The following is a 23,074-nucleotide window of genomic DNA, read 5'->3' on the forward strand; positions in this document are numbered from 1 at the left end:
GCTCGAAATGGATCAGGTCTTCCCGTGAGTCAATCACACTTCAACCACGTCTTCCTCGCCCAGCGCACCTCGCTGCTGCGGACGCTGGAACGGATGGTCAACAACCACAGCACCGCCGAAGACCTGTTGCAGGAAACCTACCTGCGCGTCACCCGGGCGCTGAGCGAACGGGCCATCGATCACCTTGAACCCTTTGTCTTCCAGACCGCGCGCAACCTGGCACTGGATCATTTGCGTGCGCGCAAGATTCATTCGCGCACCATGGTCGATGACGTGCCGCAGGACGTGGTGCACAGCGTCGCCGCCCCCGCCAGCAGCGCCGAAGACGCCGCCCACGCCGAACAATTGCTGGAGCGCCTGAACGTGAGCCTCGGTGAACTCAGCCCCCGCCAACAGCAAATCTTCATCCTCAGCCGCCTGCACGGGCACAGCTATCAGGAAATCGCCGAAGAACTGAGCGTATCCCTCAGCACGGTGCAGAAAGAACTCAAACTGATCATGACCATCTGCATCGGTGTCGCCGAGCGCCTGAACGGCGACTGATCTGCAAGCCTTGTCGGTATTCGACAGGATCGACTGCACTGATCATCGGGCTTTGTTACCCTTGCCCGACTTTTACGCTTCACTAAAAAAACAGCCGTGCACAGACACTGCCGAGGAATCACCGTGACGGACACCCACCGCTCCCCTTCGCCTTCATCGGCGCAGGACGCCGCCAGCGCAATGGACCAGGCTCTGGACTGGCTCATCGTGCTCGGCAGTCCGGACGAGGAGCAGACCCGGCAATTCCATGCCTGGCTGGCGGCCGATCCGTTGAATGCCGAGGCGTTCGCCAAGGCTCAGGCAATCTGGGACGGCCCGCAGATCGCTCAGTGCGCGCAAAACCTCGCGGCCAAACCGAAGAAAGTTACCGTCCTCACTCGCCTGCGTCCGCACTGGAAACCGCTGGCCACCGCCGCCGTTCTGCTGCTCGGGCTGTTCAGTTTCAGCAACCTGCCGATGCGTCTGCAGGCCGATCACCTGACCGTAGTCGGCGAGCGTCAGCGCCTGCAGCTTGAGGACGGCTCGAAAGTCCTGCTCAACACCAATTCCGCGTTCTCCAGCACGATCAACGATCAGCAGCGAGTCGCGCGGCTGTATCAGGGCGAAGCGTTTTTCGAGATCCCGGCCAGCCGCAGCCAGCCGCTGGAAATCGACGCCGGGCCGGTGAAAGCCAGCGTGCGCGACACCGCATTCGCCGTGCGTTATCTGGACGGCGTGGCGCAGGTGCGGGTGCAGCGTGGCGATGTCGATCTGCGGGCGACCCGTGACGATGCGCGGGTGCGGCTGTCTGCCGGTGAGAGCATTCGCATCGGCCCGAACGGTTTCGACCGCCCGGCCAAGGTCGACGCCGCCACCGATCTGGCCTGGGTGCAGGGTCGGCTGATCTTCGAGAACTGCCCGCTGAACCAGGTGCTGGCCGAACTGCGCCGTTACTACCCGGGCTTCATCATCAACACCAACGAGCAGTTGGCCGACGTCGCCGTCACCGGCAATTACCGTCTCGACCAGCCGCTGGACGTGGTGCGTTCGCTCGCTCATATCACCTCGGCCAAGCTTCGGGAATTCCCGGCGCTGGTGATCTTGAACTAAATGAGAATTATTTTTACTCGATAGTCGAAGCTCGTTCGTCTCGTTATAGCCAATGCAATTGATTCGCATCTCGCGAGATCAATCAGCACCTATAAAGATTCGTGCGACACGGAGCGCTATCGATGTCCTCTCGCCTTACCCGCCAGACTTCTTCCCCTTCCCGCGTGCTTTCGCTGCTGACCGCCGCCATTCTGATGGCCGGCACCGCGCCGCTGATGGCCGCCACCGAACAGCCGACGCGCAACATGGGCGACTACTCGTTCGCCATTGCCCAACAGCCGCTGGTGTCGGCGCTCAATGCGTTCACCGCGGTCACCGGCTGGCAGGTCGGTTTGCCGGCGGAACTGGGTCAAGACGTGTCGTCGCCGGGCGTGCGCGGTTCGCTGCCACCGGAAAAAGCCCTGGAGCGTCTGTTGGTGGGGACCAACCTGAGCTTCCGCAAACTGAGCAACAACAACGTCGTGCTGGAAAAACGCGCCAGCAGCGGCGCACTCAATCTTGATCAGGTGACCATCAGCGCCACCCGTCAGGAACAGTCGATCAACAGCGTGCCGGCCACCGTCACCGTGCAGACCCGTCAGGATCTGGACCGCAACAACGTCAACACCATCAAGGATCTGGTGCGCTACGAGCCGGGCGTATCCGTGGGCGGCGCCGGCCAGCGTGGCGGGATCAGCGGCTACAACATTCGCGGCATCGACGGCGACCGGATTCTGACTCAGGTCGACGGCGTCGAAGTGCCTGACGGTTTCTTCAACGGCCCTTACGCCAAGACCCAGCGCAATTACGTCGACCCGGAAATCGTCAAACGCGTCGAGATCCTCCGTGGCCCGGCCTCGGTGCTGTACGGCAGCAACGCCATCGGCGGCGCGGTCAGCTACTACACCCTCGACCCGGACGACATCATCAAGCCCGGCAAAGACGTCGGTGCCCGCCTGAAAACCGGCTACAGCTCCGCCGACGAGAGCTGGCTGAAATCCGCCACCGTCGCCGGTCGCGCCGACCAGTTCGACGGCTTGTTGCACTACAGCCAGCGCGACGGTCATGAAACCGATTCCTACGGCAGCAACAACGGCACCGGCCTTGAGCGCACCGCCGCCAACCCGGAGGACGTGAAAGCCGCCAACGTGCTGGCCAAGATCGGCTGGAACTACAACGAAGGTTCGCGCCTGGGCCTGACCTACGAAAAGTACAAGGACGATCGCGACACCGATCAGAAAAGCGCCTACGGCGGCCCGTACTTCAACGGCGCCCCGACGATCCCGAACAGCGTGCTGCCCGGCGGCATGTACCAGTGGCGCACCGGCAACGACACCATCACCCGCGAGCGTTTCGGCCTGGAGCACAGCTTCGAGCTCGACAGCCTGCTGGCGGACAACGTGAAGTGGAGCCTCAACCACCAGACCGCCAAGACCGACCAGAGCACCGACGAGTTCTATTACCCGATCACCCGTAAAGTCCTGCGCACCCGCGACACGATCTACGAAGAAAAACAGTGGGTCTTCGACGCGCAACTGGACAAGGCCTTCAGCCTCGGCGCCACCGATCACGTGCTGACTTACGGCACCACCATCAAGCAGCAGAAAGTTACCGGCTCGCGCAGCGGCGACGGCACATGCCTGGCGGTCGGTCGCGGCTGCACCGCCATCGGCGCCACCAGCGCGGCTGACGTGCTGAAAAAATCCAGCGACTTCCCGGACCCGACCATCAACACCTACAGCCTGTTCGCCCAGGATCAGATCAGCTGGAACAACTGGACCTTCCTGCCGGGCCTGCGCTACGACTACACGCAGCTCAAGCCGCACATCACCCAGGAATTCCTCAACACCGTGGCCGCCGACGGCAACGGCACGGTCAGCGACGAGAACAAGACCTGGCATAAAGTCTCGCCGAAATTCGGCCTGACCTACGCCCTGACCGACAACTACACCTGGTACGGTCAGTACGCCGAAGGCTTCCGCACACCGACCGCGAAAGCGCTTTACGGCCGCTTCGAGAACAGCACCACCGGCTACAACGTGGCGCCGAACCCGGACCTGGAACCGGAAAAGAGCAAAAGCTATGAAACCGGCCTGCGCGGCAACTTCGAGCAAGGCTCGTTCGACGTGGCGGTGTTCTATAACAAGTACCGCGACTTCATCAACGAAGACGCCGTCACCCCGGGCTACAGCGAGCTGACGTTCCAGTCCAGCAACATCAAGCACGCCACCATCAAGGGTGCCGAAGTCAAAGGTCGTCTGAACCTGGATTCCTTCGGCGCGCCGCAAGGCTTGTACACCCAGGGTTCGATCTCCTACGCCTATGGACGCAACAACGACAACGGCGAGCCTTTGAACAGCGTCAACCCGCTGACCGGCGTGTTCGGCCTCGGTTATGACCAGGACAACTACGGCGGCCTGCTGAGCTGGACCGTGGTCAAGAAGAAGGATCGCGTCGACGACAGCAACTTCAAATCGCCGGACGGTGTCAGCAGTCAATTCAAGTCGCCGGGCTTCGGCATTCTCGATCTGGCCGGTTATTACAAGGTCACCGACGACGTCACCGTCAGCGGCGGCATCTACAACCTGACCGACAAGAAATACTGGCTGTGGGATGACGTGCGCGGTTACGACAGCGTCGGCGAAGCCTCGGTGACACAACCGGCCAACCTTGATCGCCTGACCCAGCCGGGTCGCAACTTCGCGATCAACCTGGTCTGGGATATCTGATCCGGATGACCTCACGGCGCGCATGCATGGCCGCGCCGTGAGGTTTTTTTACTGTCCGGCGCTTGCCCGTACGTCTCGTTATCAAGCGCCTCTTCTTTTCAAGGACATCTCATGAGCACCCCGGAAAAAGCCCTGCGTTCGCAACGCCTGAACCAGATCACCCACGAGCCGCACAGCAAGCTCGATGCCCTGGTCAAGGCCCATGCGCCGTTCGAGACCCGCGCCAATTTCGCCCGTTTCGTGGCCGCGCAGTACCTGTTCCAGTCGGAGCTGGTGTCGCTGTACAACGATGCCGAACTGACCGCCATCGTCCCTGACCTGCCGGCCCGCTGCCGCGCCGAAGCGGCAAAAGCCGACCTCGCCGACCTAGACACCGAAGTGCCTGCGCCAGTCGCCGGCACGGTGAAAAACCCGAGCAAGGCCCGCGCCCTGGGCTGGATTTTCGTGTCCGAGGGTTCCAAGCTCGGCGCTGCGTTCCTGATCAAACGCGCGGTCGCGCTGGACCTGAGCGAAACCTTTGGCGCCCGTCATCTGGGCGAGCCTGAAGGCGGTCGCGCCGAAGGTTGGAAGAGCTTTGTGCGTACCCTCGATTCGCTGCAATTCAGTGCTGAAGAAGAAGCGGAAGTGGAGCAAGGCGCGATCGATGCGTTCAACCGCTTCACCGTGCTGCTGGAACAGGCTTACGCCACAGAAGCCGAACCGGCCTGATCCCAGCCACACCGTAAAACCTGTGGGAGCTGGCTTGCCAGCGATGACGGCGTGTCAGACAACATCCCTGTCGACTGACCGGACGCTATCGCTGGCAAGCCAGCTCCCACAAGGAATTGCGTAACTCTGTAAGATTCCCACCCTGTCACATTAGCCTCTCGCTGAGCCCATGCCCCAACCCGCCTCCTCCCGACTCGCCCGCCTGCTGTTCGGTCTGCTCGCCTATGTCAGCCTCGGCATCGGTCTGATCGCCATCGTCGTGCCCGGCCTGCCGACCACCGAGTTCATCCTGCTCGCCGCCTGGGCCGCGACCCGCAGTTCGCCGCGCCTGAGTGCCTGGCTGGAAAACCATCGGCTGTTCGGGCCGATCCTGAGTAACTGGCGCAACGGCAAGATCATCGCCCGCAAAGCCAAGGTCAGCGCCACCGTCAGCATGTTGCTGTGCGCCACGCTGATGCTGGTGATGCTCGATCACGGCTGGCCGATCTATCTGGCGATTGCCGGGATGACGATGGGCAACCTGTGGATCTGGTCGCGACCGGAAGCGCTGCCGAAGATTTTCTGATTTTTCTCTTGTTTTCAGGGCATTTACTCGCGCAAACGTTTAGCCGTGACCGTTCGTCGGCTTGCAACTCATGCGTACCCGCCTCGCGCCGATGAGCATTGAATGGCGCTGAATGGATTTGGCGAACCGGGCACCTTCCTGCCTCTTAGCCAACAGCTCATCCATTCGCGAGAACGTCCCATGTTCGACTCTCTGTCCATTCGCCTGAAAATCGTCTTGCTCTCCGGCCTCTGCCTGCTCGGTGTGGTCGCGCTGATCGTTGGCATCAACATTTACCAGACCAACCAGAACGACGAACTGGTCAGTGCTTCCAGCAGCAAGATGCTCACCGCCAGCGTGCAGGACCTGTTGCAGGCCAAGGCTGCCGAGCAAGCGGTGCGGGTGCAGAAAACCTTCGGCGAGAGCCTGTTGGTGATCACCGCCCTGGCCGACCAGATCAAGGACATGCGAGTGATGGCCGCCAAGCGTTCGCTGGACGCCGGCGCCCTGCGTGAAGAGTTGAACCAGAGCCTGAAAACCGCCTTCGAGCGCAACAGCAAGGTGCTTGGCATCTGGCTGGCGTTCGAACCCAACGGACTGGACGGCAAGGACAGCGAATTCGCCAACGATGCCGCGCGCCAGTCCAACGAGGCGGGACGTTTCGCCAGTTACTGGAGCCGTGCTGCGGGTCCGTCGCTGAACACGATCATGGTCGAAGACGACATGAACAAGACCACCCTCAGCGTCAGCGGCACGCCTTACAACAGCTGGTACACCTGCCCTCGCGACAACAAACGTACCTGCCTGCTTGATCCTTACGCCGACACCGTGGGCGGCAAGGAAATGCTCATGACCACCATTTCCGTGCCCCTGCTGGTGGACGGCAAGGCCATCGGCGTGGTCGGTGTCGACATCGCCCTCGACGCCCTGCAAGCGGCGGCCGTGGACTCTCAGCGTGACCTGTTCAACAGCGCCGGGCACATGCTGATCGTCTCCGGCAGCGGCGTGCTTGGTGCCTACAGCGCGGATGCCGGCAAGGTCGGCAAGAGCATCGGCGACACCCTCGGCGCCGAGGGCAAGGACGTGCTGCAACTGCTGAGTGCCGGCACACCGAAGATTCTCGAGCGGGGCGACCTGATCCGCGCCGTGTATCCGGTCAACCCGATTGCCGACTCCAAGGCCTGGGGCGTGGTCATCGACCTGCCGAAACAAGTGCTGCTGGCCGACTCGGTCAAGCTCCAGGCAGTGCTCGACGACGCGCAGCAAACCGGCACGATTACCGCATTGGCGGTGGCCGTGATCGCCGGCCTGATCGGTCTGCTGCTGATCTGGCTCACCGCCTCCGGCGTGACCCGTCCGATCAACAGCGTCGCCGAAATGCTGAAGAACATCGCCAGCGGTGAAGGTGATCTGACCCAGCGCCTGAACTACACCAAGAAAGATGAACTGGGCGAACTGGTGAACTGGTTCAACCGCTTCCTCGACAAGCTGCAACCGACCATCGCCCAGATCAAACAGAGCATCACCGAGGCCCGTGGCACCGCCGATCAGTCGTCGGAAATCGCCCGCCAGACCAGCGAAGGCATGCAGGTGCAGTTCCGCGAGATCGATCAGGTAGCGACCGCCTCCAACGAAATGAGCGCCACCGCTCACGACGTGGCGAACAGCGCGTCGAATGCGGCCAACGCGGCGAAAGGCGCCGATCAGTCGGCCAAGGACGGGATGTCGATCATCGAGCGCAGCACCCGCGACATCAACCAACTGGCCGATGAAGTCAGCAAAGCCGTGACCGAAGTCGAAGAGCTGGCAGTCAACAGCGAGCAGATCGGTTCGGTGCTGGAAGTGATCCGCAGCATTGCCGAGCAGACCAACCTGCTGGCGCTGAACGCCGCGATCGAAGCGGCCCGTGCCGGTGAAAGCGGTCGTGGTTTTGCGGTGGTGGCAGATGAAGTCCGTAACCTCGCCAAGCGCACCCAGGATTCGGTCGAAGAAATCCGCGTGGTGATCGAGCGCATCCAGACCGGCACCCGTGGCGTGGTCGCGACCATGCACTCGAGCCAGACCCAGGCTCACAACAACGCCGGGCAGATCCGCCAGGCCGTGGACGCCCTCGGCAAGATCAGCGACGCGGTTACCGTGATCAGCGACATGAACCTGCAGATCGCCAGCGCCGCCGAACAGCAAAGCGCCGTGGCCGAAGAGGTCAACCGCAACGTCTCGGCGATCCGTACCGTCACCGAAACCCTGACCGAACAGGCCACCGAATCGGCGGCGATCAGCAGCCAGCTCAATGCCCTGGCCAGCCAGCAGATGAAATTGATGGATCAGTTCCGCGTCTGACCTCCCCTCCCTGATCGTTCCCACGTCGAGGCGTCGAACCGTCCGCGTGGGAATACAGCCCAGGACGCTCCGCGTCCCGCTCCTGAACTGGAGCGCAGGGCATGGGAACGATCTCGTCATCTGTTCTATGATCAGGCCCTCTTCCGGAGGGCCTTCGATGACTGATCTGCTCACGTCCATTCAAGCCGCACTCGGCTTGTCCCGCACGCCGATTCCATTCACCGCCGAGGGCGCCCTGCCCTCAGCGTTTGCCGTCACCGACCTTGCCTGCGCGAGCATTGCCGTTGCCGGGCAAGCTGTCGCCGAACTCCTTCAGCAGCAAACCGGCGACTTGCCCACTGTAGAAGTCGACCGCCGCCTCGCCTCGTTCTGGTTCGCCACGTCGCTGCGACCGATCGGCTGGGAAGTGCCGCCGCTGTGGGATCCGGTGGCCGGCGACTACGCAACCCGAGACGGCTGGATCCGCCTGCACACCAACGCCCCGCATCACCGCACCGCCGCTGAAAGGGTGCTCGGCGCCTGTGCCGACCGCGCGGCGATGGCGGCGAAAGTTGCGCAATGGGCCAGTGCCGATCTGGAGCAAGCGGTGGTCGAGGCCAAGGGTTGTGCGGCTGAGATGCGCAGCTGGGAACAGTGGCAGAAACATCCGCAAGGGTTGGCGGTGAATGCCGAACCCTTGGTGCATTTCAGTGACGGGAAAGAAGAAAGTCATCAACCCTGGCAAGGCTCGGTGGCGCGGCCATTGGCGGGGCTCAAGGTGCTTGATCTGACCCGCGTACTGGCCGGCCCGACCGCCAGCCGCTTCCTCGCGGGGTTGGGCGCCAATGTGCTGCGCATCGACCCGCCGACCTGGAATGAACCCGGCGTGGTGCCGGAAGTGACCCTCGGCAAACGTTGTGCGCGACTGGATCTGCATAAGCCGGCGGATCGCGCAGTGTTTGAAGGTTTGCTCAAGGATGCCGACATTCTTCTGCACGGTTATCGTGCCGACGCCCTTGAACAGCTTGGCTTCGGCATAGAGCGTCGCCGGCAACTGGCGCCGGGGCTGATTGATGTCTGCCTCAACGCCTACGGCTGGAGCGGCCCGTGGCAGAACCGTCGGGGTTTCGACAGTCTGGTGCAGATGAGCAGCGGGATTGCCGAGGCCGGACAGCGCTGGAAGCAAGCGGACAAACCGACACCGCTGCCGGTACAGGCGCTGGATCATGCGACGGGGTATCTGATGGCGGCGAGTGTGATTCGGTTGCTGGCTGAACGGTTACGCAGTGGTCGAGGTGGATCGGCGCGGTTGTCGCTGGCACGGACGGCGAAGTTGTTGATTGAGCATGGGGCTGGGACGGATGAAACGTTGCGTCCGGAAAATCCACAGGATCAAAGCTCGCTGGTGGAGCAGACACCTTGGGGGCCGGCACGTCGGCTTCAAGCCCCGCTGAAGATTAGCGGGACGCCTCTGCAGTGGGTTTTGCCGGCAACTGAGTTGGGGTCGCATCGTCCGCAGTGGATTTAAGGTTTGTGCATGGTTTGAGACTGCTGCCCTCACCCCAGCCCTCTCCCGGGGGGAGAGGGAGCCGACCGAGTTGCCTGGCGCCATGCATCGACCTGAGAGATCGAGTCGATTTTGAATTCGGTGCATAACGTTCAAGTCGGTGTACTTCTCAAATATCCCCCAATCGGCTCCCTCTCCCTCCGGGAGAGGGCTGGGGTGAGGGCAGCGGTTTCAAGACGGATACGAAAAATTCAGTCAAAGCGACTCAAGGATGTCCACAACACCTGCGCCGCATACCCCCGAAACGGCCGCCAGGCCTCTGCCCGAACAGACAACTCCCGCGCCGTCATCCGTTCCCCTTCCTGCACCTCCAACGCCCGCAGCAATCCCACATCGCCAGTCGGAAACCCGTCCATGTCCCGCAACTGGCGCAGGGCAATGTACTGCGCCGTCCAGTCGCCAATCCCGTGCAGCGCCAGCAACCGCGCCGTCCCGGAGGCAAACAGCAGCGGATCGTCCAATGACGCCTGCGCCACCCCGGACAAGGTCCGCCCGCGACTTTTCGGCATGCCCAGCGCCGCCAGATCAGCGTTTGCCAAAACCTTTGCCTGAGGAAAGACGTGGGTCAGGCCCGGCACTGAAGAACGTAAAGGCTCGCCATACTGCGCCACCAGTTTCCCCGCCAGCCGAATCGCCGCCACCACGGTGATCTGCTGCCCCAGCACCGCGCGAAACGCCAGTTCCAGACCATCCCACGCCCCCGGCACCCGCAACCCCGGCCGTTCGGCGATCAGCCGCGCCAGCAGCGGATCTACCGCCAGATGCCGCTGCATCGTGGGTAGATCCGCATCCAGATCAAACATCCGTCGCAAACGCGCAACAATCTCGGGAACCGCCGACGGATCCGGGAAATCCAGCTCCACCTCCAGCGCATCACCGTCGCCGGGCCGGACCGAAACCGTGCCGTGAAACCCGTTCAACCCGATGCTGCGCGAATACACGCCATCGGCCACCGTCTCCATCCCGACCACTGCGCGGGCCGCGAGAAACTCGAGCATTGCCGGCCAGTCGCAGGATCCCTGATAGTCGAGCCGCAATCTCACAGGGATAACACGCCGCTGTACAACCCATACGCCGCGAGCCCGGCCCCGGCGATCACGCAGGTGAAAATCCCCTTCTCGAGCGTGGTGAACAGCGGCTCGCCCTGCTCATGTTTGGCCTTGGCGAACAGGATCACCCCCGGCGCATACAGCAGCGCCGACAGCAGCAGGTATTTCACCCCGCCGGCATACAACAGCCACACCGCGTAACACAGCGCGATGCCGCCGATCAGCAGATCCTTGGTGCGTTCGGCGGAGGCATGTTCATAGGTTTCCCCCCGTCCGCTGAGCAATACGGCGTAGGCCGCCGACCACAGATACGGCACCAGAATCATCGAGGAGGCGAGGTAAATCAGGCTGGTGTAAGTGCCGGCGGAAAACAGCGTGATCAGGAGGAAAATCTGGATCATCACGTTGGTCAGCCACAACGCATTGACCGGCACATGGTTGGCGTTTTCCTTCTTCAGGAACGCCGGCATCGTATTGTCCTTGGCGGTGGCAAACAGAATCTCCGCGCACAACAGTGCCCACGACAACAACGCACCGAGCAACGAAATGGCCAGGCCCACGCTGATCAGCAGTGCGCCCCATGGCCCGACAATGTGTTCCAGCACGGCGGCCAGCGACGGGTTCTGCAAGGTCGCCAGTTCCGGCTGACTCATGATCCCCAGCGACAACACATTGACCAGCACGAGCAGCGCCAGCACACCGATAAAACCGATCACCGTGGCGCGGCCCACATCCGAGCGTTTCTCCGCCCGGGCCGAGTAAACGCTGGCGCCTTCGATACCGATGAACACGAACACGGTGACCAGCATCATGTTGCGCACCTGATCCATCACGCCGCCGAAATTCGGGTTGCTGCGGCCCCAGATGTCGCGGGTAAACACGTCCGCCTTGAAGGCCACGGCGGCGATGACCACGAACATGATCAACGGAATAATCTTGGCCACCGTGGTCAGCTGATTGATCAGCGCTGCCTCCTTGATCCCGCGCATGACCAGAAAATGCACGGCCCACAGCAACACCGAAGCGCAGCCGATGGCAATCGGCGTGTTGCCTTGGCCGAACACCGGAAAGAAGTAGCCGAGGGTGCTGAACAGCAACACGAAATACCCGACGTTGCCCAGCCAGGCACTGATCCAGTAACCCCACGCGGACGAAAAACCCATGTAGTCGCCAAACCCGGCCTTGGCGTAGGCATACACGCCGGAGTCCAGTTCCGGTTTGCGGTTGGCCAGGGTCTGGAACACGAAGGCCAGGGTGAGCATGCCGATCGCCGTGATGCCCCAGCCGATCAGGATGGCGCCGGCATCGGCGCGGGCCGCCATGTTCTGCGGCAGGGAAAAAATCCCTCCGCCAATCATCGAACCCACCACCAGGGCGATCAGTGCGCCAAGGCGCAGCTTTTGCGTCGGTTGCGACATTCCAGCGTCTCCAAGTTCCAGAGCGGCGAATGCCGCGAAACCGTTATGCAACCGGCTTTTAACTAAATGGATAAAGCGTAATGACGTTTATTGAATAACGCCAACTTGCGCCCTTTATATATAGCCATTGGCGCTAACGCCGTAGCACGCTCAGACAGTTTTGTGCGCGAATCCTAATAAATCAATTCTGTACTGAAAACAGCGGTGAAAAATTTGCCAAAACCTGAAAAGGAACTAGCGTGATAATTCGAAAGTAATAGGATCCATTCTTAACCACTTTTGACAAAACGCCTCTAGGACGGGCCTTCCAGACAATAGCTTTATGCCTTCAGACGTTTCATAAGTCATTCATTAACAATGGAATGTGACCATGCACTGATCTAAGTCAGCTGTTTGAAAAGCCAACAGAACTACGCTGTGAACTCTTCTCTCCTGCAATGGAGTCATGCAATGTCTGAAGCTCCCGGAAAACTACGACTAGGTGCACTGGTCGCGTTGGTAGTCGGCTCAATGATCGGTGGCGGGATATTCTCTTTGCCACAAAACATGGCCGCCAGTGCCGACGTCGGCGCGGTACTGATTGGCTGGGCCATCACCGCAGTCGGCATGCTTACCCTCGCTTTCGTCTTTCAAACCCTCGCCAATCGCAAGCCTGACCTGGACGGCGGTGTCTACGCCTACGCCAAGGCCGGTTTCGGCGATTACATGGGTTTCTCCTCGGCCTGGGGTTACTGGATCAGTGCCTGGCTGGGCAACGTCGGTTACTTCGTTCTGCTGTTCAGCACCCTCGGCTACTTCTTTCCGGTTTTTGGGGAAGGCAACACCGTTGCTGCCGTGATCGGCGCCTCTGTCCTGCTGTGGGGCGTGCACTTTCTGGTGCTGCGCGGGATCAAGGAAGCGGCGTTCATCAACCTCGTGACCACTGTCGCCAAGGTCGTGCCGCTGCTGCTGTTCGTGCTGATCGCGATCTTCGCCTTCAAACTGGACATCTTTACCGCTGACATCTGGGGCGTGAAAAACCCGGATCTGGGCAGCGTGATGAACCAGGTGCGCAACATGATGCTGGTCACCGTGTGGGTGTTCATCGGCATCGAAGGCGCGAGCATCTTCTCGGCCCGGGCGGAAAAACGTTCGGACGTCGGCAAGGCGACCGTGATCGGGTTCATCACCGTGCTGCTGTTCCTGGTGCTGGTGAACGTGCTGTCGCTGGGCATCATGACCCAGCCGGAACTGGCCAAACTGCAGAACCCGTCGATGGCCGCCGTGCTTGAGCATGTGGTCGGTCACTGGGGCGCGGTGCTGATCAGCGTCGGTCTGATCATCTCGCTGCTGGGGGCGTTGCTGTCGTGGGTGCTGCTGTGTGCGGAGATCATGTTCGCCGCCGCCAAGGACCACACCATGCCGGAGTTCCTGCGCAAGGAGAACGCCAACCACGTGCCGGTCAACGCCCTGTGGCTGACCAACGCGATGGTGCAGCTGTTCCTGATCATCACCCTGTTCTCGGCCAGCACTTACCTGTCGCTGATCTACCTCGCCACTTCGATGATTCTGGTGCCGTACCTGTGGTCGGCGGCCTACGCCCTGCTCCTGGCGGTGCGCGGCGAAAGCTACGAAGGCTTCGCGGCCGAACGGCGCAAGGACCTGATCATCGGCGCCATCGCCCTGATCTACGCGGTCTGGCTGCTCTACGCCGGCGGCGTGAAGTACCTGCTGCTGTCGGCCCTGCTCTATGCGCCCGGCGCGATCCTGTTCGCCAAGGCCAAGCTCGAACTCAAACAACCGGTTTTCACCAACGTCGAGAAGCTGATTTTCGCCGCAGTGGTCGTGGGCGCCCTGGTGGCAGCCTACGGACTGTATGACGGCTTCCTGACTCTGTAATTGCCCAACGTTTTCTCTCTGGAGGATCACTGAAATGACCACGGAAAAAGTTAAGTACGGCGTCCATTCCGAAGCCGGCAAACTGCGCAAAGTCATGGTTTGCTCCCCAGGTCTGGCCCATCAGCGGCTGACCCCGAACAACTGCGATGAACTGCTGTTCGATGACGTGCTGTGGGTCGCTCAAGCCAAGCGCGACCACTTCGACTTCGTGACCAAGATGCGTGAGCGCGGGATCGACGTGCTGGAAATGCACAACCTGCTGACCGACATCGTCGCCATCCCCGAAGCGCTGGACTGGATCCTCGAGCGCAAGGTCACCGCCGATTCGGTGGGCCTGGGCCTGATCAACGAAGTCAAATCCTGGCTGAAAAGCCTGGAGCCGCGACACATCGCCGAATTCCTGATTGGCGGCGTCTCCGCCGATGATCTGCCGGACAGCTTTGGTGGCAAGACCATCCAGATGTTCCGCGACTTCCTCGGCCACTCCAGCTTCATTCTGCCGCCGCTGCCGAACACCCAGTTCACCCGCGACACCACCTGCTGGATCTACGGTGGCGTGACGCTGAACCCGATGTACTGGCCGGCGCGTCGTCAGGAAACCCTGTTGACCACCGCTATCTACAAATTCCATCCGCAATTCACCAACGCCGAGTTCGAGATCTGGTACGGCGACCCGGACAAGGATCACGGCAGCTCCACTCTGGAAGGCGGCGACGTCATGCCAATCGGCAACGGTGTGGTGCTGATCGGTATGGGCGAGCGTTCATCCCGTCAGGCCATCGGCCAACTGGCGCTGAACCTGTTCAAGAACAAGGCCGTGGAAAAAGTCATCGTCGCCGGCCTGCCGAAGTCTCGAGCGGCGATGCACCTGGATACCGTGTTCAGCTTCTGCGACCGCGACCTCGTCACGATCTTCCCGGAAGTGGTCAACCAGATCGTCGCCTTCACCCTGCGCCCTGACGAAAGCAAACAGGGCGGCATCGACATCCGTCGCGAAGAAGGCACCTTCCTCGACGTCGTGGCCAAAGCCCTCAACCTGCCGAAACTGCGCGTCGTCGAAACCGGCGGCAACAGCTTCGCCGCCGAACGCGAGCAATGGGATGACGGCAACAACGTGGTGGCCGTGGAGCCGGGCGTGGTCATCGGCTACGACCGCAACACCTACACCAACACCCTGCTTCGCAAGGCGGGCGTGGAGGTCATCACCATCAGCGCCGGCGAACTCGGTCGTGGCCGCGGCGGCGGCCACTGCATGACTTGCCCGATCATCCGCGACCCTATCGATTACTAAACGACCATCTCCCCGGCCGCACCTATCCCGTAGCGGCCGGGCCGATTACCGAATCCAAGGAGAATCATCATGGCGTTCAACATTCACAACCGTAACCTGCTCAGCCTGGAACACCACACCCCACGTGAGCTGCGCTACCTGCTCGACCTGTCCCGCGACCTCAAGCGCGCCAAGTACACCGGCACCGAGCAGCAACACCTGAAGGGCAACAACATCGCCCTGATCTTCGAAAAAACCTCGACCCGCACCCGCTGCGCGTTCGAAGTCGCCGCTTATGACCAGGGCGCCAACGTCACCTACATCGACCCGAACTCCTCGCAAATCGGCCACAAGGAAAGCATGAAGGACACAGCCCGCGTGCTGGGTCGCATGTACGACGCCATCGAGTACCGTGGCTTCAAGCAGGAAATCGTCGAAGAGCTGGCCAAGTTCGCCGGCGTGCCGGTGTTCAACGGCCTGACCGATGAATATCACCCGACCCAGATGATTGCCGACGTGCTGACCATGCGTGAGCACGCCGACAAGCCGATCCACGAGATCAGCTACGCCTACCTGGGCGACGCGCGCAACAATATGGGCAACTCGCTGCTGCTGATCGGCGCCAAACTCGGCATGGACGTGCGCATCTGCGCGCCGAAAGCCCTGTGGCCGCACGACGATCTGGTGGATCGCTGCAAAAAATACGCAGAGGAAAGCGGCGCCCGCATCACCCTGACCGAAGACCCGAAAGCGGCGGTCAAAGGCGTGGACTTCATCCACACCGACGTCTGGGTATCGATGGGCGAGCCGGTTGAAGCCTGGGCCGAGCGAATCCAGCAACTGCTGCCGTATCAGGTCAACGCCGAGCTGATGAAAGCCACCGGCAACCCGCGCACCAAGTTCATGCACTGCCTGCCGGCGTTCCACAACAGCGATACCAAGGTCGGCAAACAGATTGCCGAACAGTATCCGCACCTGAAAAACGGCATCGAAGTGACCGACGACGTGTTCGAGTCGCCTGCCTGCATCGCCTTCGAGCAAGCGGAAAACCGCATGCACACCATCAAGGCGATTCTGGTGTCGACTTTGGCAGACCTGTAACCCGGCTTTGGCACTGATCGTTCCCACGCTCCGCGTGGTAACGCCGCCCCCGGACGCTCTGCGTCAGCTGTGACGCAGAGCGTCACGGGATGCATTCCCACGCGGGAGCGTGGGAACGATCAACACGAAAAGGACATGCACCATGCGTATCGTCGTAGCTCTGGGCGGTAACGCCCTGCTCCGCCGTGGTGAGCCGATGACCGCTGACAACCAGCGCGCCAACATCCGCATCGCCACCGAGCAAATCGCCAAGATCCATCCCGGCAACCAACTGGTCATCGCCCACGGCAATGGTCCGCAAGTCGGCCTGCTGTCGTTGCAGGCGGCGGCCTACACTTCCGTCACCCCTTACCCGCTGGACGTGCTCGGTGCCGAAACCGAAGGCATGATCGGCTATATCATCGAACAGGAACTGGGCAACCTGCTGGACTTCGAAGTCCCGTTCGCCACCCTGCTCACCCAGGTCGAAGTCGACGCCAACGACCCGGCCTTCAAGAACCCGACCAAACCGATCGGCCCGGTCTACGAGAAAGCCGAAGCAGAAAAACTCGCCGCCGAAAAAGGCTGGGCCATCGCCCCGGACGGCGACAAGTTCCGGCGCGTGGTGGCCAGCCCCCGGCCGAAACGCATCTTCGAAATCCGCCCGATCAAGTGGCTGCTGGACAAGGGCAGCATCGTGATCTGCGCCGGCGGTGGCGGCATCCCGACCATGTATGGCGCGCACGGCAAGCTGCAAGGCATCGAAGCGGTGATCGACAAGGACCTGTGCTCGGCGCTGCTGGCCGAACAGCTGGAGGCGGACTTGCTGGTGATCGCCACCGACGTCAACGCGGCGTACATCGACTTCAAGAAACCCACCGAGAAAGCCATCGCCCAGGCCCACCCGGACGAACTCGAACGCCTGGGCTTCGCCGCCGGCTCCATGGGGCCGAAGGTGCAGGCAGCCTGTGAATTTGCACGCCATACTGGCAAGGTCGCGGTGATCGGTTCGCTCTCGGACATCGAAGCCATCGTCCAGGGCACCGCCGGTACGCGGGTCAGCACGGCAGCGCCGGGCATCACCTACCGATAAAAAGAAACTCCGGGGGCAGACTTCAGGTCTGCCCTTCTCCCATGCCTTGAAAGGAGAAACCCATGGCCCAGTTCGAACCCGGTCATTTGCATATTGAGCGGCATGCGTTGACTGACGACGACGTCAATTACAACGTGCACCTCGACTATGAAGTGTTCACCGATCCCCAGAAAGGCAAAGGGATACAGTTCACCCTGCATGGCAGCATGCAGGGCAAAGAGGTCAACGAACCGTTCTTTCTGCCCAAGGAAGAAGCTTATAACTTCGCTCGTAACGTGACGCAGATCGCCGAAAAGTACGGGATCCCCAAGAGCCACAGCCAGATCGGCTCGGTGCACAAGCATTACGACCTGATGTTTGAGGACATCCGCAAGCAGCTGAATATGCAGTCCGGGGATCCGGTTAATCCCGAGCATTTCGAGTAACCCCCAAAGCCCCCCTCACCCTAGCCCTCTCCCAGAGGGAGAGGGGACTGATCCGGGGATATTTCAGAGTTACGCCGACCTGAACCTGCTTTACCGAATCCATAATCGACTGGTTCTTTCAGGTCGATGTCAAACCTCAGACACCTCGGTCAGCTCCCTCTCCCTCCGGGCGGTCCGACGCTTCGGGAGGGCTGGGGTGAGGGTGCTTTTGATTTAAGGCATACTTGCCCCCCTCCGCACTCCAGAACCCAGAACCGCCCCATGCGTATCCACGTCAGCTTCATCGACCGCGTCGGCATCACCCAGGAAGTCCTGGCTATCCTCGGCGGGCGCAATCTCAATCTGGATGCGGTGGAGATGATCCCGCCCAACGTCTACATCGACGCCCCGACCTTGAGCCCGCAAGTGCTCGAAGAACTGAAAGATGCGCTGTTTCGCGTGCGTGGTGTAGAAGCAGTAACCGTGGTCGACATCCTCCCCGGCCAGCGTCGGCACTTGCAGCTCGACGCGTTGCTCGCGGCAATGACCGACCCGGTACTGGCGCTGGACAGCGCCGGCAAGGTACTGCTGGCCAACCCGGCACTGATCGCCCTGTACGGCCGTGAGCCAGCGGGTGAAAGCGTTTCGGAACTGTTCAACGATCCGGGCCTGCTCGAAACCCTGCTCGAACAAGGCTTCCGCCTGCCGCTGCGAGAAATCACCGTCAACGGCCAGACCCTGTTGCTCGACGCCACGCCGATCACCGACGCCGGCGCCCTGCTGACCCTGTATCAGCCGAACCGCATCGGCGAACAACTCTCGGCGCTGCATCACGATCACGCCGAAGGTTTCGATGCGCTGCTCGGTGAATCGCCGCCAATCCGCACGCTCAAGGCCCGCGCCCAGCGCGTCGCGGCCCTCGATGCGCCGCTGCTGATCCAGGGCGAAACCGGCACCGGCAAAGAACTGGTGGCCCGCGCCTGCCACGCCATCAGCGCCCGGCACAGCGCGCCATTCCTCGCATTGAACTGCGCGGCCCTGCCGGAGAACCTCGCCGAGAGCGAACTGTTCGGCTACGCCCCCGGCGCCTTTACCGGCGCACAACGCGGCGGCAAACCGGGGCTGATGGAACTGGCCAACCAGGGCACGGTGTTCCTCGACGAGATCGGCGAGATGTCGCCGTACTTGCAGGCCAAACTGCTGCGTTTTCTCAATGACGGCAGCTTCCGTCGGGTCGGCGGCGATCGTGAGGTAAAGGTCAACGTGCGGATCCTCAGCGCGACCCACCGCGACCTGGAAAAAATGGTCAGCGAAGGCCTGTTCCGCGAAGACCTGTTCTACCGCCTCAACGTGCTCAACGTTGAAGTGCCGCCGTTGCGCGAACGCGGTCAGGACATTCTGTTGCTGGCGCGCTATTTCATGCAGCAGGCCTGCGCGCAGATCCAGCGTCCGGTCTGCCGTCTCGCCCCGGGCACTTACCCGGCACTGCTCGGTAACCGCTGGCCGGGCAACGTGCGGCAATTGCAGAACGTGATCTTCCGCGCCGCCGCGATCTGCGAAAGCAGTCTGGTGGACATCGGCGACCTCGACATCGCCGGCACCTCGGTGGCACGCCAGACCGACACCGAAGTCGACAGCCTCGAAGAAGCCGTCGAAGCCTTCGAGAAATCGCTGCTGGAAAAACTCTACGTCAGCTACCCCTCGACCCGCCAACTGGCCAGCCGCCTGCAGACCTCGCACACGGCAATTGCCCATCGGCTGCGCAAGTACGGGATTCCGGGCAAAGCCTGAGACCGCGCCAAAAACGACCTCCATCTGTACTGAAAGCGCTACAGCGGAACGATATCGCTACACCCTACTCCGATCACCGCTGTGCAAGGCTTTGATCCGGTTCAGCTTTTTTCTTCGCCTCACGCTGTAGCGATTTCGCTACAGTCAACGTGATGGCGCCTGTCCACAAATCAATCAAGCCATTGATTTATAAAGATATTTTTACGTTGGCCGCGTTCTTGCTAAGTAACCGCTCATAAAATCAGGGCATTGCCGCCCGAGTATTCCACCGCGTCCACCAGACGAGTCTGACCCCTAGGAGATTCCATGAGCGAGTTGCGTTTTACTGAAGATCACGAATGGCTGCGCGCCGAAGCCGATGGTTCTGTCACCGTTGGCATCACCGCTTTCGCGCAGAACGCCCTGGGCGACGTGGTGTTCGTGCAACTGCCTGAATTGCAGGCGTACGACAAAGGCGCCGAAGCCGCCACCGTGGAATCGGTAAAAGCCGCCAGCGGCGTTTACATGCCACTGGACGGTGAAGTCCTGGCCACCAACCCGGCCCTGGAAGACAGCCCTGAGCTGGTCAACGAAGATCCGCTGGGCGAAGGCTGGTTCTTCCGCTTCAAGCCAGCCGACGCTTCGGCCGTCGCCAAGCTGCTGGATCAAGACGCCTACGACCGCCTGATCAAAGCCCAAGCCGAAGCCTGAGGAACCTGACATGACCCAAGTAAATCTCGGCACCGCCAACGAATTCATCGCCCGTCACATCGGCCCGCGCGCCGGTGACGAGCAAGCCATGCTCAACAGCCTCGGCTTCGATTCGCTCGAAGCCCTGAGCGCCAGCGTCATCCCGGAAAGCATCAAGGGCACCAGCGTGCTAGGCCTCGACGACGGCCTGAGCGAAGCCGATGCCCTGGCGATGATCAAAGGCATCGCCGGCAAGAACCAACTGTTCAAGACCTACATCGGCCAGGGCTACTACAACTGCCACACGCCGTCGCCGATCCTGCGCAACCTGCTGGAAAACCCGGCCTGGTACACCGCTTACACCCCGTACCAGCCAGAAATTTCCCAAGGCCGTCTCGAAGCGCTGCTGAACTTCCAGACCCTGATCAGCGACCTCACCGGCCTGCCGATCGCCAACGCATCCCTGCTCGACGAAGCCACCGCCGCTGCCGAAGCCATGACCTTCTGCAAACGCCTGAGCAAGAACAAAGGCAGCCACCAATTCTTCGCCTCGATCCACAGCCACCCGCAAACCCTCGACGTGCTGCGCACCCGTGCCGAGCCACTGGGCATCGACGTGGTCGTGGGCGATGAACGCGAACTGACCGACGTGACGCCGTTCTTCGGCGCGCTGCTGCAATACCCGGCCAGCAACGGTGATGTGTTCGACTACCGCGAACTGACCGAACGCTTCCACGCCGCCAACGCACTGGTGGCCGTGGCCGCTGACCTGCTGGCGCTGACCCTGCTGACCCCGCCGGGCGAGTTCGGCGCGGATGTAGCCATCGGCAGTGCGCAACGCTTCGGCGTGCCACTGGGCTTTGGTGGCCCGCACGCGGCTTACTTCTCCACCAAAGATGCGTTCAAGCGCGACATGCCCGGCCGTCTGGTCGGTGTTTCGGTTGACCGCTTCGGCAAGCCGGCCCTGCGTCTGGCGATGCAGACCCGCGAGCAACACATCCGCCGCGAGAAAGCCACGTCGAACATCTGCACCGCGCAAGTGCTGCTGGCCAACATCGCCAGCATGTACGCCGTGTACCACGGCCCGAAAGGCCTGACCCAGATCGCCAACCGCGTGCATCACCTGACTGCGATCCTGGCCAAGGGCCTGAGCGCACTGGGCGTGACCGTCGAGCAAGCCAGCTTCTTTGATACCCTGACCCTGGCCACCGGCGCGCAAACCGCCGCGCTGCACGACAAGGCTCGCGCCCAACAGATCAACCTCCGTGTGATAGACGCTCAGCGTCTGGGTCTGTCGGTCGACGAAACCACCACCCAGGCCGACATTGAAACCCTGTGGGGCCTGTTCGCCGACGGCAAAACCCTGCCTGATTTCGCCGCTCTCGCCGCTGCCGCGCAAAGCACCATTCCTGCCGCGCTGGTTCGTCAGTCGCCGATCCTGAGCCACCCGGTGTTCAACCGTTATCACTCGGAAACCGAGCTGATGCGCTACCTGCGCAAGCTGGCGGACAAGGACCTGGCACTGGATCGCACCATGATCCCGCTGGGCTCGTGCACCATGAAGCTCAACGCCGCCAGCGAAATGATCCCGGTGACCTGGGCCGAATTCGGCGCCCTGCACCCGTTCGCCCCGGCCGAGCAAAGCGCCGGTTACCAGCAACTGACCGACGAACTGGAAGCGATGCTCTGCGCCGCCACCGGTTACGACTCGATCTCGCTGCAGCCGAACGCTGGTTCCCAGGGTGAGTACGCAGGTCTCCTGGCGATTCGCGCCTATCACCAGAGCCGTGGCGAAGACCGTCGCGACATCTGCCTGATCCCGTCGTCCGCCCACGGCACCAACCCGGCGACCGCCAACATGGCCGGCATGCGCGTAGTCGTGACCGCGTGCGACGCCCGTGGCAACGTGGACATCGAAGACCTGCGCGCCAAGGCCATCGAGCACCGCGAACACCTCGCGGCACTGATGATCACTTACCCGTCGACCCACGGCGTGTTCGAAGAAGGCATCCGCGAAATCTGCGGCATCATTCATGACAACGGCGGCCAGGTGTACATCGACGGCGCCAACATGAACGCGATGGTCGGCCTCTGCGCACCGGGCAAGTTCGGCGGCGACGTCTCGCACCTGAACCTGCACAAGACCTTCTGCATCCCGCACGGCGGTGGCGGCCCGGGCGTCGGCCCGATCGGCGTGAAATCGCACCTGACTCCGTTCCTGCCAGGCCACGGCCACATGGAACGCAAGGAAGGCGCGGTCTGCGCAGCACCGTTCGGCAGCGCGAGCATTCTGCCGATCACCTGGATGTACATTCGCATGATGGGTGGCGCAGGCCTGAAGCGCGCTTCGCAACTGGCGATCCTCAATGCCAACTACATTTCCCGTCGCCTGGAAGAGCACTACCCAGTGCTCTACACCGGCAGCAACGGTCTGGTGGCGCACGAGTGCATCCTCGATCTGCGTCCGCTGAAAGACAGCAGCGGCATCAGCGTCGATGACGTCGCCAAGCGTCTGATCGACTTCGGCTTCCACGCCCCGACCATGTCGTTCCCGGTGGCCGGCACGCTGATGATCGAGCCGACCGAAAGCGAATCCAAGGAAGAACTGGATCGCTTCTGCGACGCCATGATCCGCATCCGCGAAGAAATCCGCGCAGTGGAAAACGGCACCCTGGACAAGGACGACAACCCGCTGAAGAACGCTCCGCACACCGCAGCGGAACTGGTTGGCGAGTGGACTCACCCGTACAGCCGCGAACAGGCGGTGTACCCGGTGGCGTCGTTGATCGAAGGCAAATACTGGCCGCCGGTCGGTCGCGTCGACAACGTGTTCGGCGACCGCAACCTGGTCTGCGCCTGCCCGTCGATCGAAAGCTACGCTTGACCTGTAAAGGGGCGGGTTAGCCCGCCCCTTTCATGCGTGCCTGATGTGCCTATAACAAGA

At 61.8% G+C, this 23,074-nt stretch carries 17 protein-coding genes; 15 read left to right on the forward strand and 2 right to left on the reverse strand.

The features are described from left to right. Positions 1–24: 24 nt before the first annotated feature. The 7 genes from ABFB52_RS22690 (at position 25) to ABFB52_RS22720 (ending at position 9,439) form a co-directional block, all read left to right on the forward strand. On the forward strand, positions 25–543 hold the full coding sequence (locus tag ABFB52_RS22690) for an RNA polymerase sigma factor (RefSeq protein WP_007951175.1): 519 nt from the start codon (positions 25–27) through the stop codon (positions 541–543). 123 nt (positions 544–666) lie between these two features. Continuing rightward, positions 667–1,632, forward strand: coding sequence for a FecR domain-containing protein (locus tag ABFB52_RS22695; protein WP_085745188.1), 966 nt, complete (start codon positions 667–669; stop codon positions 1,630–1,632). 122 nt (positions 1,633–1,754) lie between these two features. Then, positions 1,755–4,340, forward strand: coding sequence for a TonB-dependent receptor (locus tag ABFB52_RS22700; RefSeq protein ID WP_129973132.1), 2,586 nt, complete (start codon positions 1,755–1,757; stop codon positions 4,338–4,340). A gap of 111 nt (positions 4,341–4,451) precedes the next feature. After that, positions 4,452–5,048 carry a biliverdin-producing heme oxygenase gene (locus ABFB52_RS22705; RefSeq protein ID WP_085745190.1) on the forward strand — a complete coding sequence of 199 codons (597 nt, stop codon included), beginning with the start codon at positions 4,452–4,454 and terminating at the stop codon, positions 5,046–5,048. Positions 5,049–5,217: 169 nt separating this feature from the next. Then, complete coding sequence (locus ABFB52_RS22710; protein WP_085745191.1) at positions 5,218–5,613, forward strand: YbaN family protein; 396 nt, start codon at positions 5,218–5,220, stop codon at positions 5,611–5,613. Between the two features lie 180 nt (positions 5,614–5,793). Continuing rightward, positions 5,794–7,932, forward strand: coding sequence for a methyl-accepting chemotaxis protein (locus tag ABFB52_RS22715; RefSeq protein WP_085745425.1), 2,139 nt, complete (start codon positions 5,794–5,796; stop codon positions 7,930–7,932). Between the two features lie 157 nt (positions 7,933–8,089). After that, the gene (locus tag ABFB52_RS22720) at positions 8,090–9,439 is read left to right on the forward strand and encodes a CoA transferase (protein WP_085745192.1); all 1,350 of its coding nucleotides are present in this window, start codon (positions 8,090–8,092) and stop codon (positions 9,437–9,439) included. Positions 9,440–9,669: 230 nt separating this feature from the next. Here the strand turns inward: ABFB52_RS22720 and ABFB52_RS22725 are convergent, their stop codons facing one another. Both ABFB52_RS22725 and arcD (ABFB52_RS22730) read right to left on the reverse strand, forming a co-directional pair. Further along, complete coding sequence (locus ABFB52_RS22725; protein WP_085745193.1) at positions 9,670–10,521, reverse strand: DNA-3-methyladenine glycosylase; 852 nt, start codon at positions 10,519–10,521, stop codon at positions 9,670–9,672. Continuing rightward, positions 10,518–11,945 (reverse strand): arginine-ornithine antiporter, encoded by a 1,428-nt coding sequence (arcD, locus tag ABFB52_RS22730; RefSeq protein WP_007951183.1) that lies wholly within the window; start codon positions 11,943–11,945, stop codon positions 10,518–10,520. The genes ABFB52_RS22725 and arcD (ABFB52_RS22730) overlap by 4 nt, the downstream gene beginning before the upstream one ends. A gap of 450 nt (positions 11,946–12,395) precedes the next feature. Between arcD (ABFB52_RS22730) and arcD (ABFB52_RS22735) the strand changes: the two genes are divergently transcribed. The 8 genes from arcD (ABFB52_RS22735) (at position 12,396) to gcvP (ending at position 23,014) form a co-directional block, all read left to right on the forward strand. After that, complete coding sequence (gene arcD, locus ABFB52_RS22735) at positions 12,396–13,823, forward strand: arginine-ornithine antiporter (protein ID WP_085745194.1); 1,428 nt, start codon at positions 12,396–12,398, stop codon at positions 13,821–13,823. A gap of 34 nt (positions 13,824–13,857) precedes the next feature. Continuing rightward, positions 13,858–15,114, forward strand: a complete 1,257-nt coding sequence (gene arcA / locus ABFB52_RS22740) for an arginine deiminase (protein ID WP_085745195.1) — start codon at positions 13,858–13,860, stop codon at positions 15,112–15,114. Between the two features lie 69 nt (positions 15,115–15,183). Next, complete coding sequence (locus tag ABFB52_RS22745) at positions 15,184–16,194, forward strand: ornithine carbamoyltransferase (protein WP_011335626.1); 1,011 nt, start codon at positions 15,184–15,186, stop codon at positions 16,192–16,194. A 142-nt stretch (positions 16,195–16,336) separates the two neighbouring features. After that, on the forward strand, positions 16,337–17,266 hold the full coding sequence (gene arcC, locus ABFB52_RS22750; protein WP_007951187.1) for a carbamate kinase: 930 nt from the start codon (positions 16,337–16,339) through the stop codon (positions 17,264–17,266). Between the two features lie 62 nt (positions 17,267–17,328). Continuing rightward, entirely contained in the window at positions 17,329–17,691 is a 363-nt protein-coding gene (locus ABFB52_RS22755; RefSeq protein WP_039766036.1) for a DUF5064 family protein, read from the forward strand. Positions 17,692–17,952: 261 nt separating this feature from the next. Beyond that, positions 17,953–19,461 carry a sigma-54-dependent transcriptional regulator gene (locus ABFB52_RS22760; RefSeq protein ID WP_129973133.1) on the forward strand — a complete coding sequence of 503 codons (1,509 nt, stop codon included), beginning with the start codon at positions 17,953–17,955 and terminating at the stop codon, positions 19,459–19,461. Between the two features lie 306 nt (positions 19,462–19,767). Next, entirely contained in the window at positions 19,768–20,151 is a 384-nt protein-coding gene (gcvH, locus tag ABFB52_RS22765; RefSeq protein WP_074688335.1) for a glycine cleavage system protein GcvH, read from the forward strand. A gap of 10 nt (positions 20,152–20,161) precedes the next feature. Continuing rightward, positions 20,162–23,014: an aminomethyl-transferring glycine dehydrogenase gene (gene gcvP, locus ABFB52_RS22770; RefSeq protein WP_102687257.1), complete on the forward strand. Its 2,853-nt coding sequence runs from the start codon at positions 20,162–20,164 to the stop codon at positions 23,012–23,014. The last annotated feature ends 60 nt before the right edge of the window (positions 23,015–23,074 follow it).

It is taken from the genome of Pseudomonas sp. 9.2(2024) (assembly GCF_039695385.1).
GTDB classification, from domain to species: Bacteria; Pseudomonadota; Gammaproteobacteria; order Pseudomonadales; family Pseudomonadaceae; genus Aquipseudomonas; species Aquipseudomonas paraglycinae.

Coding starts and splice junctions, on each gene's coding strand:
- ABFB52_RS22715 (WP_085745425.1), top strand. CDS start 5,794: ATGTTCGACTCTCTGTCCATTCGCCTGAAAATCGTCTTGCTCTCCGGC.
- ABFB52_RS22745 (WP_011335626.1), top strand. CDS start 15,184: ATGGCGTTCAACATTCACAACCGTAACCTGCTCAGCCTGGAACACCAC.
- ABFB52_RS22705 (WP_085745190.1), top strand. CDS start 4,452: ATGAGCACCCCGGAAAAAGCCCTGCGTTCGCAACGCCTGAACCAGATC.
- gcvH (WP_074688335.1), top strand. CDS start 19,768: ATGAGCGAGTTGCGTTTTACTGAAGATCACGAATGGCTGCGCGCCGAA.
- gcvP (WP_102687257.1), top strand. CDS start 20,162: ATGACCCAAGTAAATCTCGGCACCGCCAACGAATTCATCGCCCGTCAC.
- ABFB52_RS22720 (WP_085745192.1), top strand. CDS start 8,090: ATGACTGATCTGCTCACGTCCATTCAAGCCGCACTCGGCTTGTCCCGC.
- ABFB52_RS22710 (WP_085745191.1), top strand. CDS start 5,218: ATGCCCCAACCCGCCTCCTCCCGACTCGCCCGCCTGCTGTTCGGTCTG.
- ABFB52_RS22700 (WP_129973132.1), top strand. CDS start 1,755: ATGTCCTCTCGCCTTACCCGCCAGACTTCTTCCCCTTCCCGCGTGCTT.
- ABFB52_RS22755 (WP_039766036.1), top strand. CDS start 17,329: ATGGCCCAGTTCGAACCCGGTCATTTGCATATTGAGCGGCATGCGTTG.
- arcC (WP_007951187.1), top strand. CDS start 16,337: ATGCGTATCGTCGTAGCTCTGGGCGGTAACGCCCTGCTCCGCCGTGGT.
- arcD (WP_085745194.1), top strand. CDS start 12,396: ATGTCTGAAGCTCCCGGAAAACTACGACTAGGTGCACTGGTCGCGTTG.
- ABFB52_RS22760 (WP_129973133.1), top strand. CDS start 17,953: ATGCGTATCCACGTCAGCTTCATCGACCGCGTCGGCATCACCCAGGAA.
- arcD (WP_007951183.1), bottom strand. CDS start 11,945: ATGTCGCAACCGACGCAAAAGCTGCGCCTTGGCGCACTGATCGCCCTG.
- arcA (WP_085745195.1), top strand. CDS start 13,858: ATGACCACGGAAAAAGTTAAGTACGGCGTCCATTCCGAAGCCGGCAAA.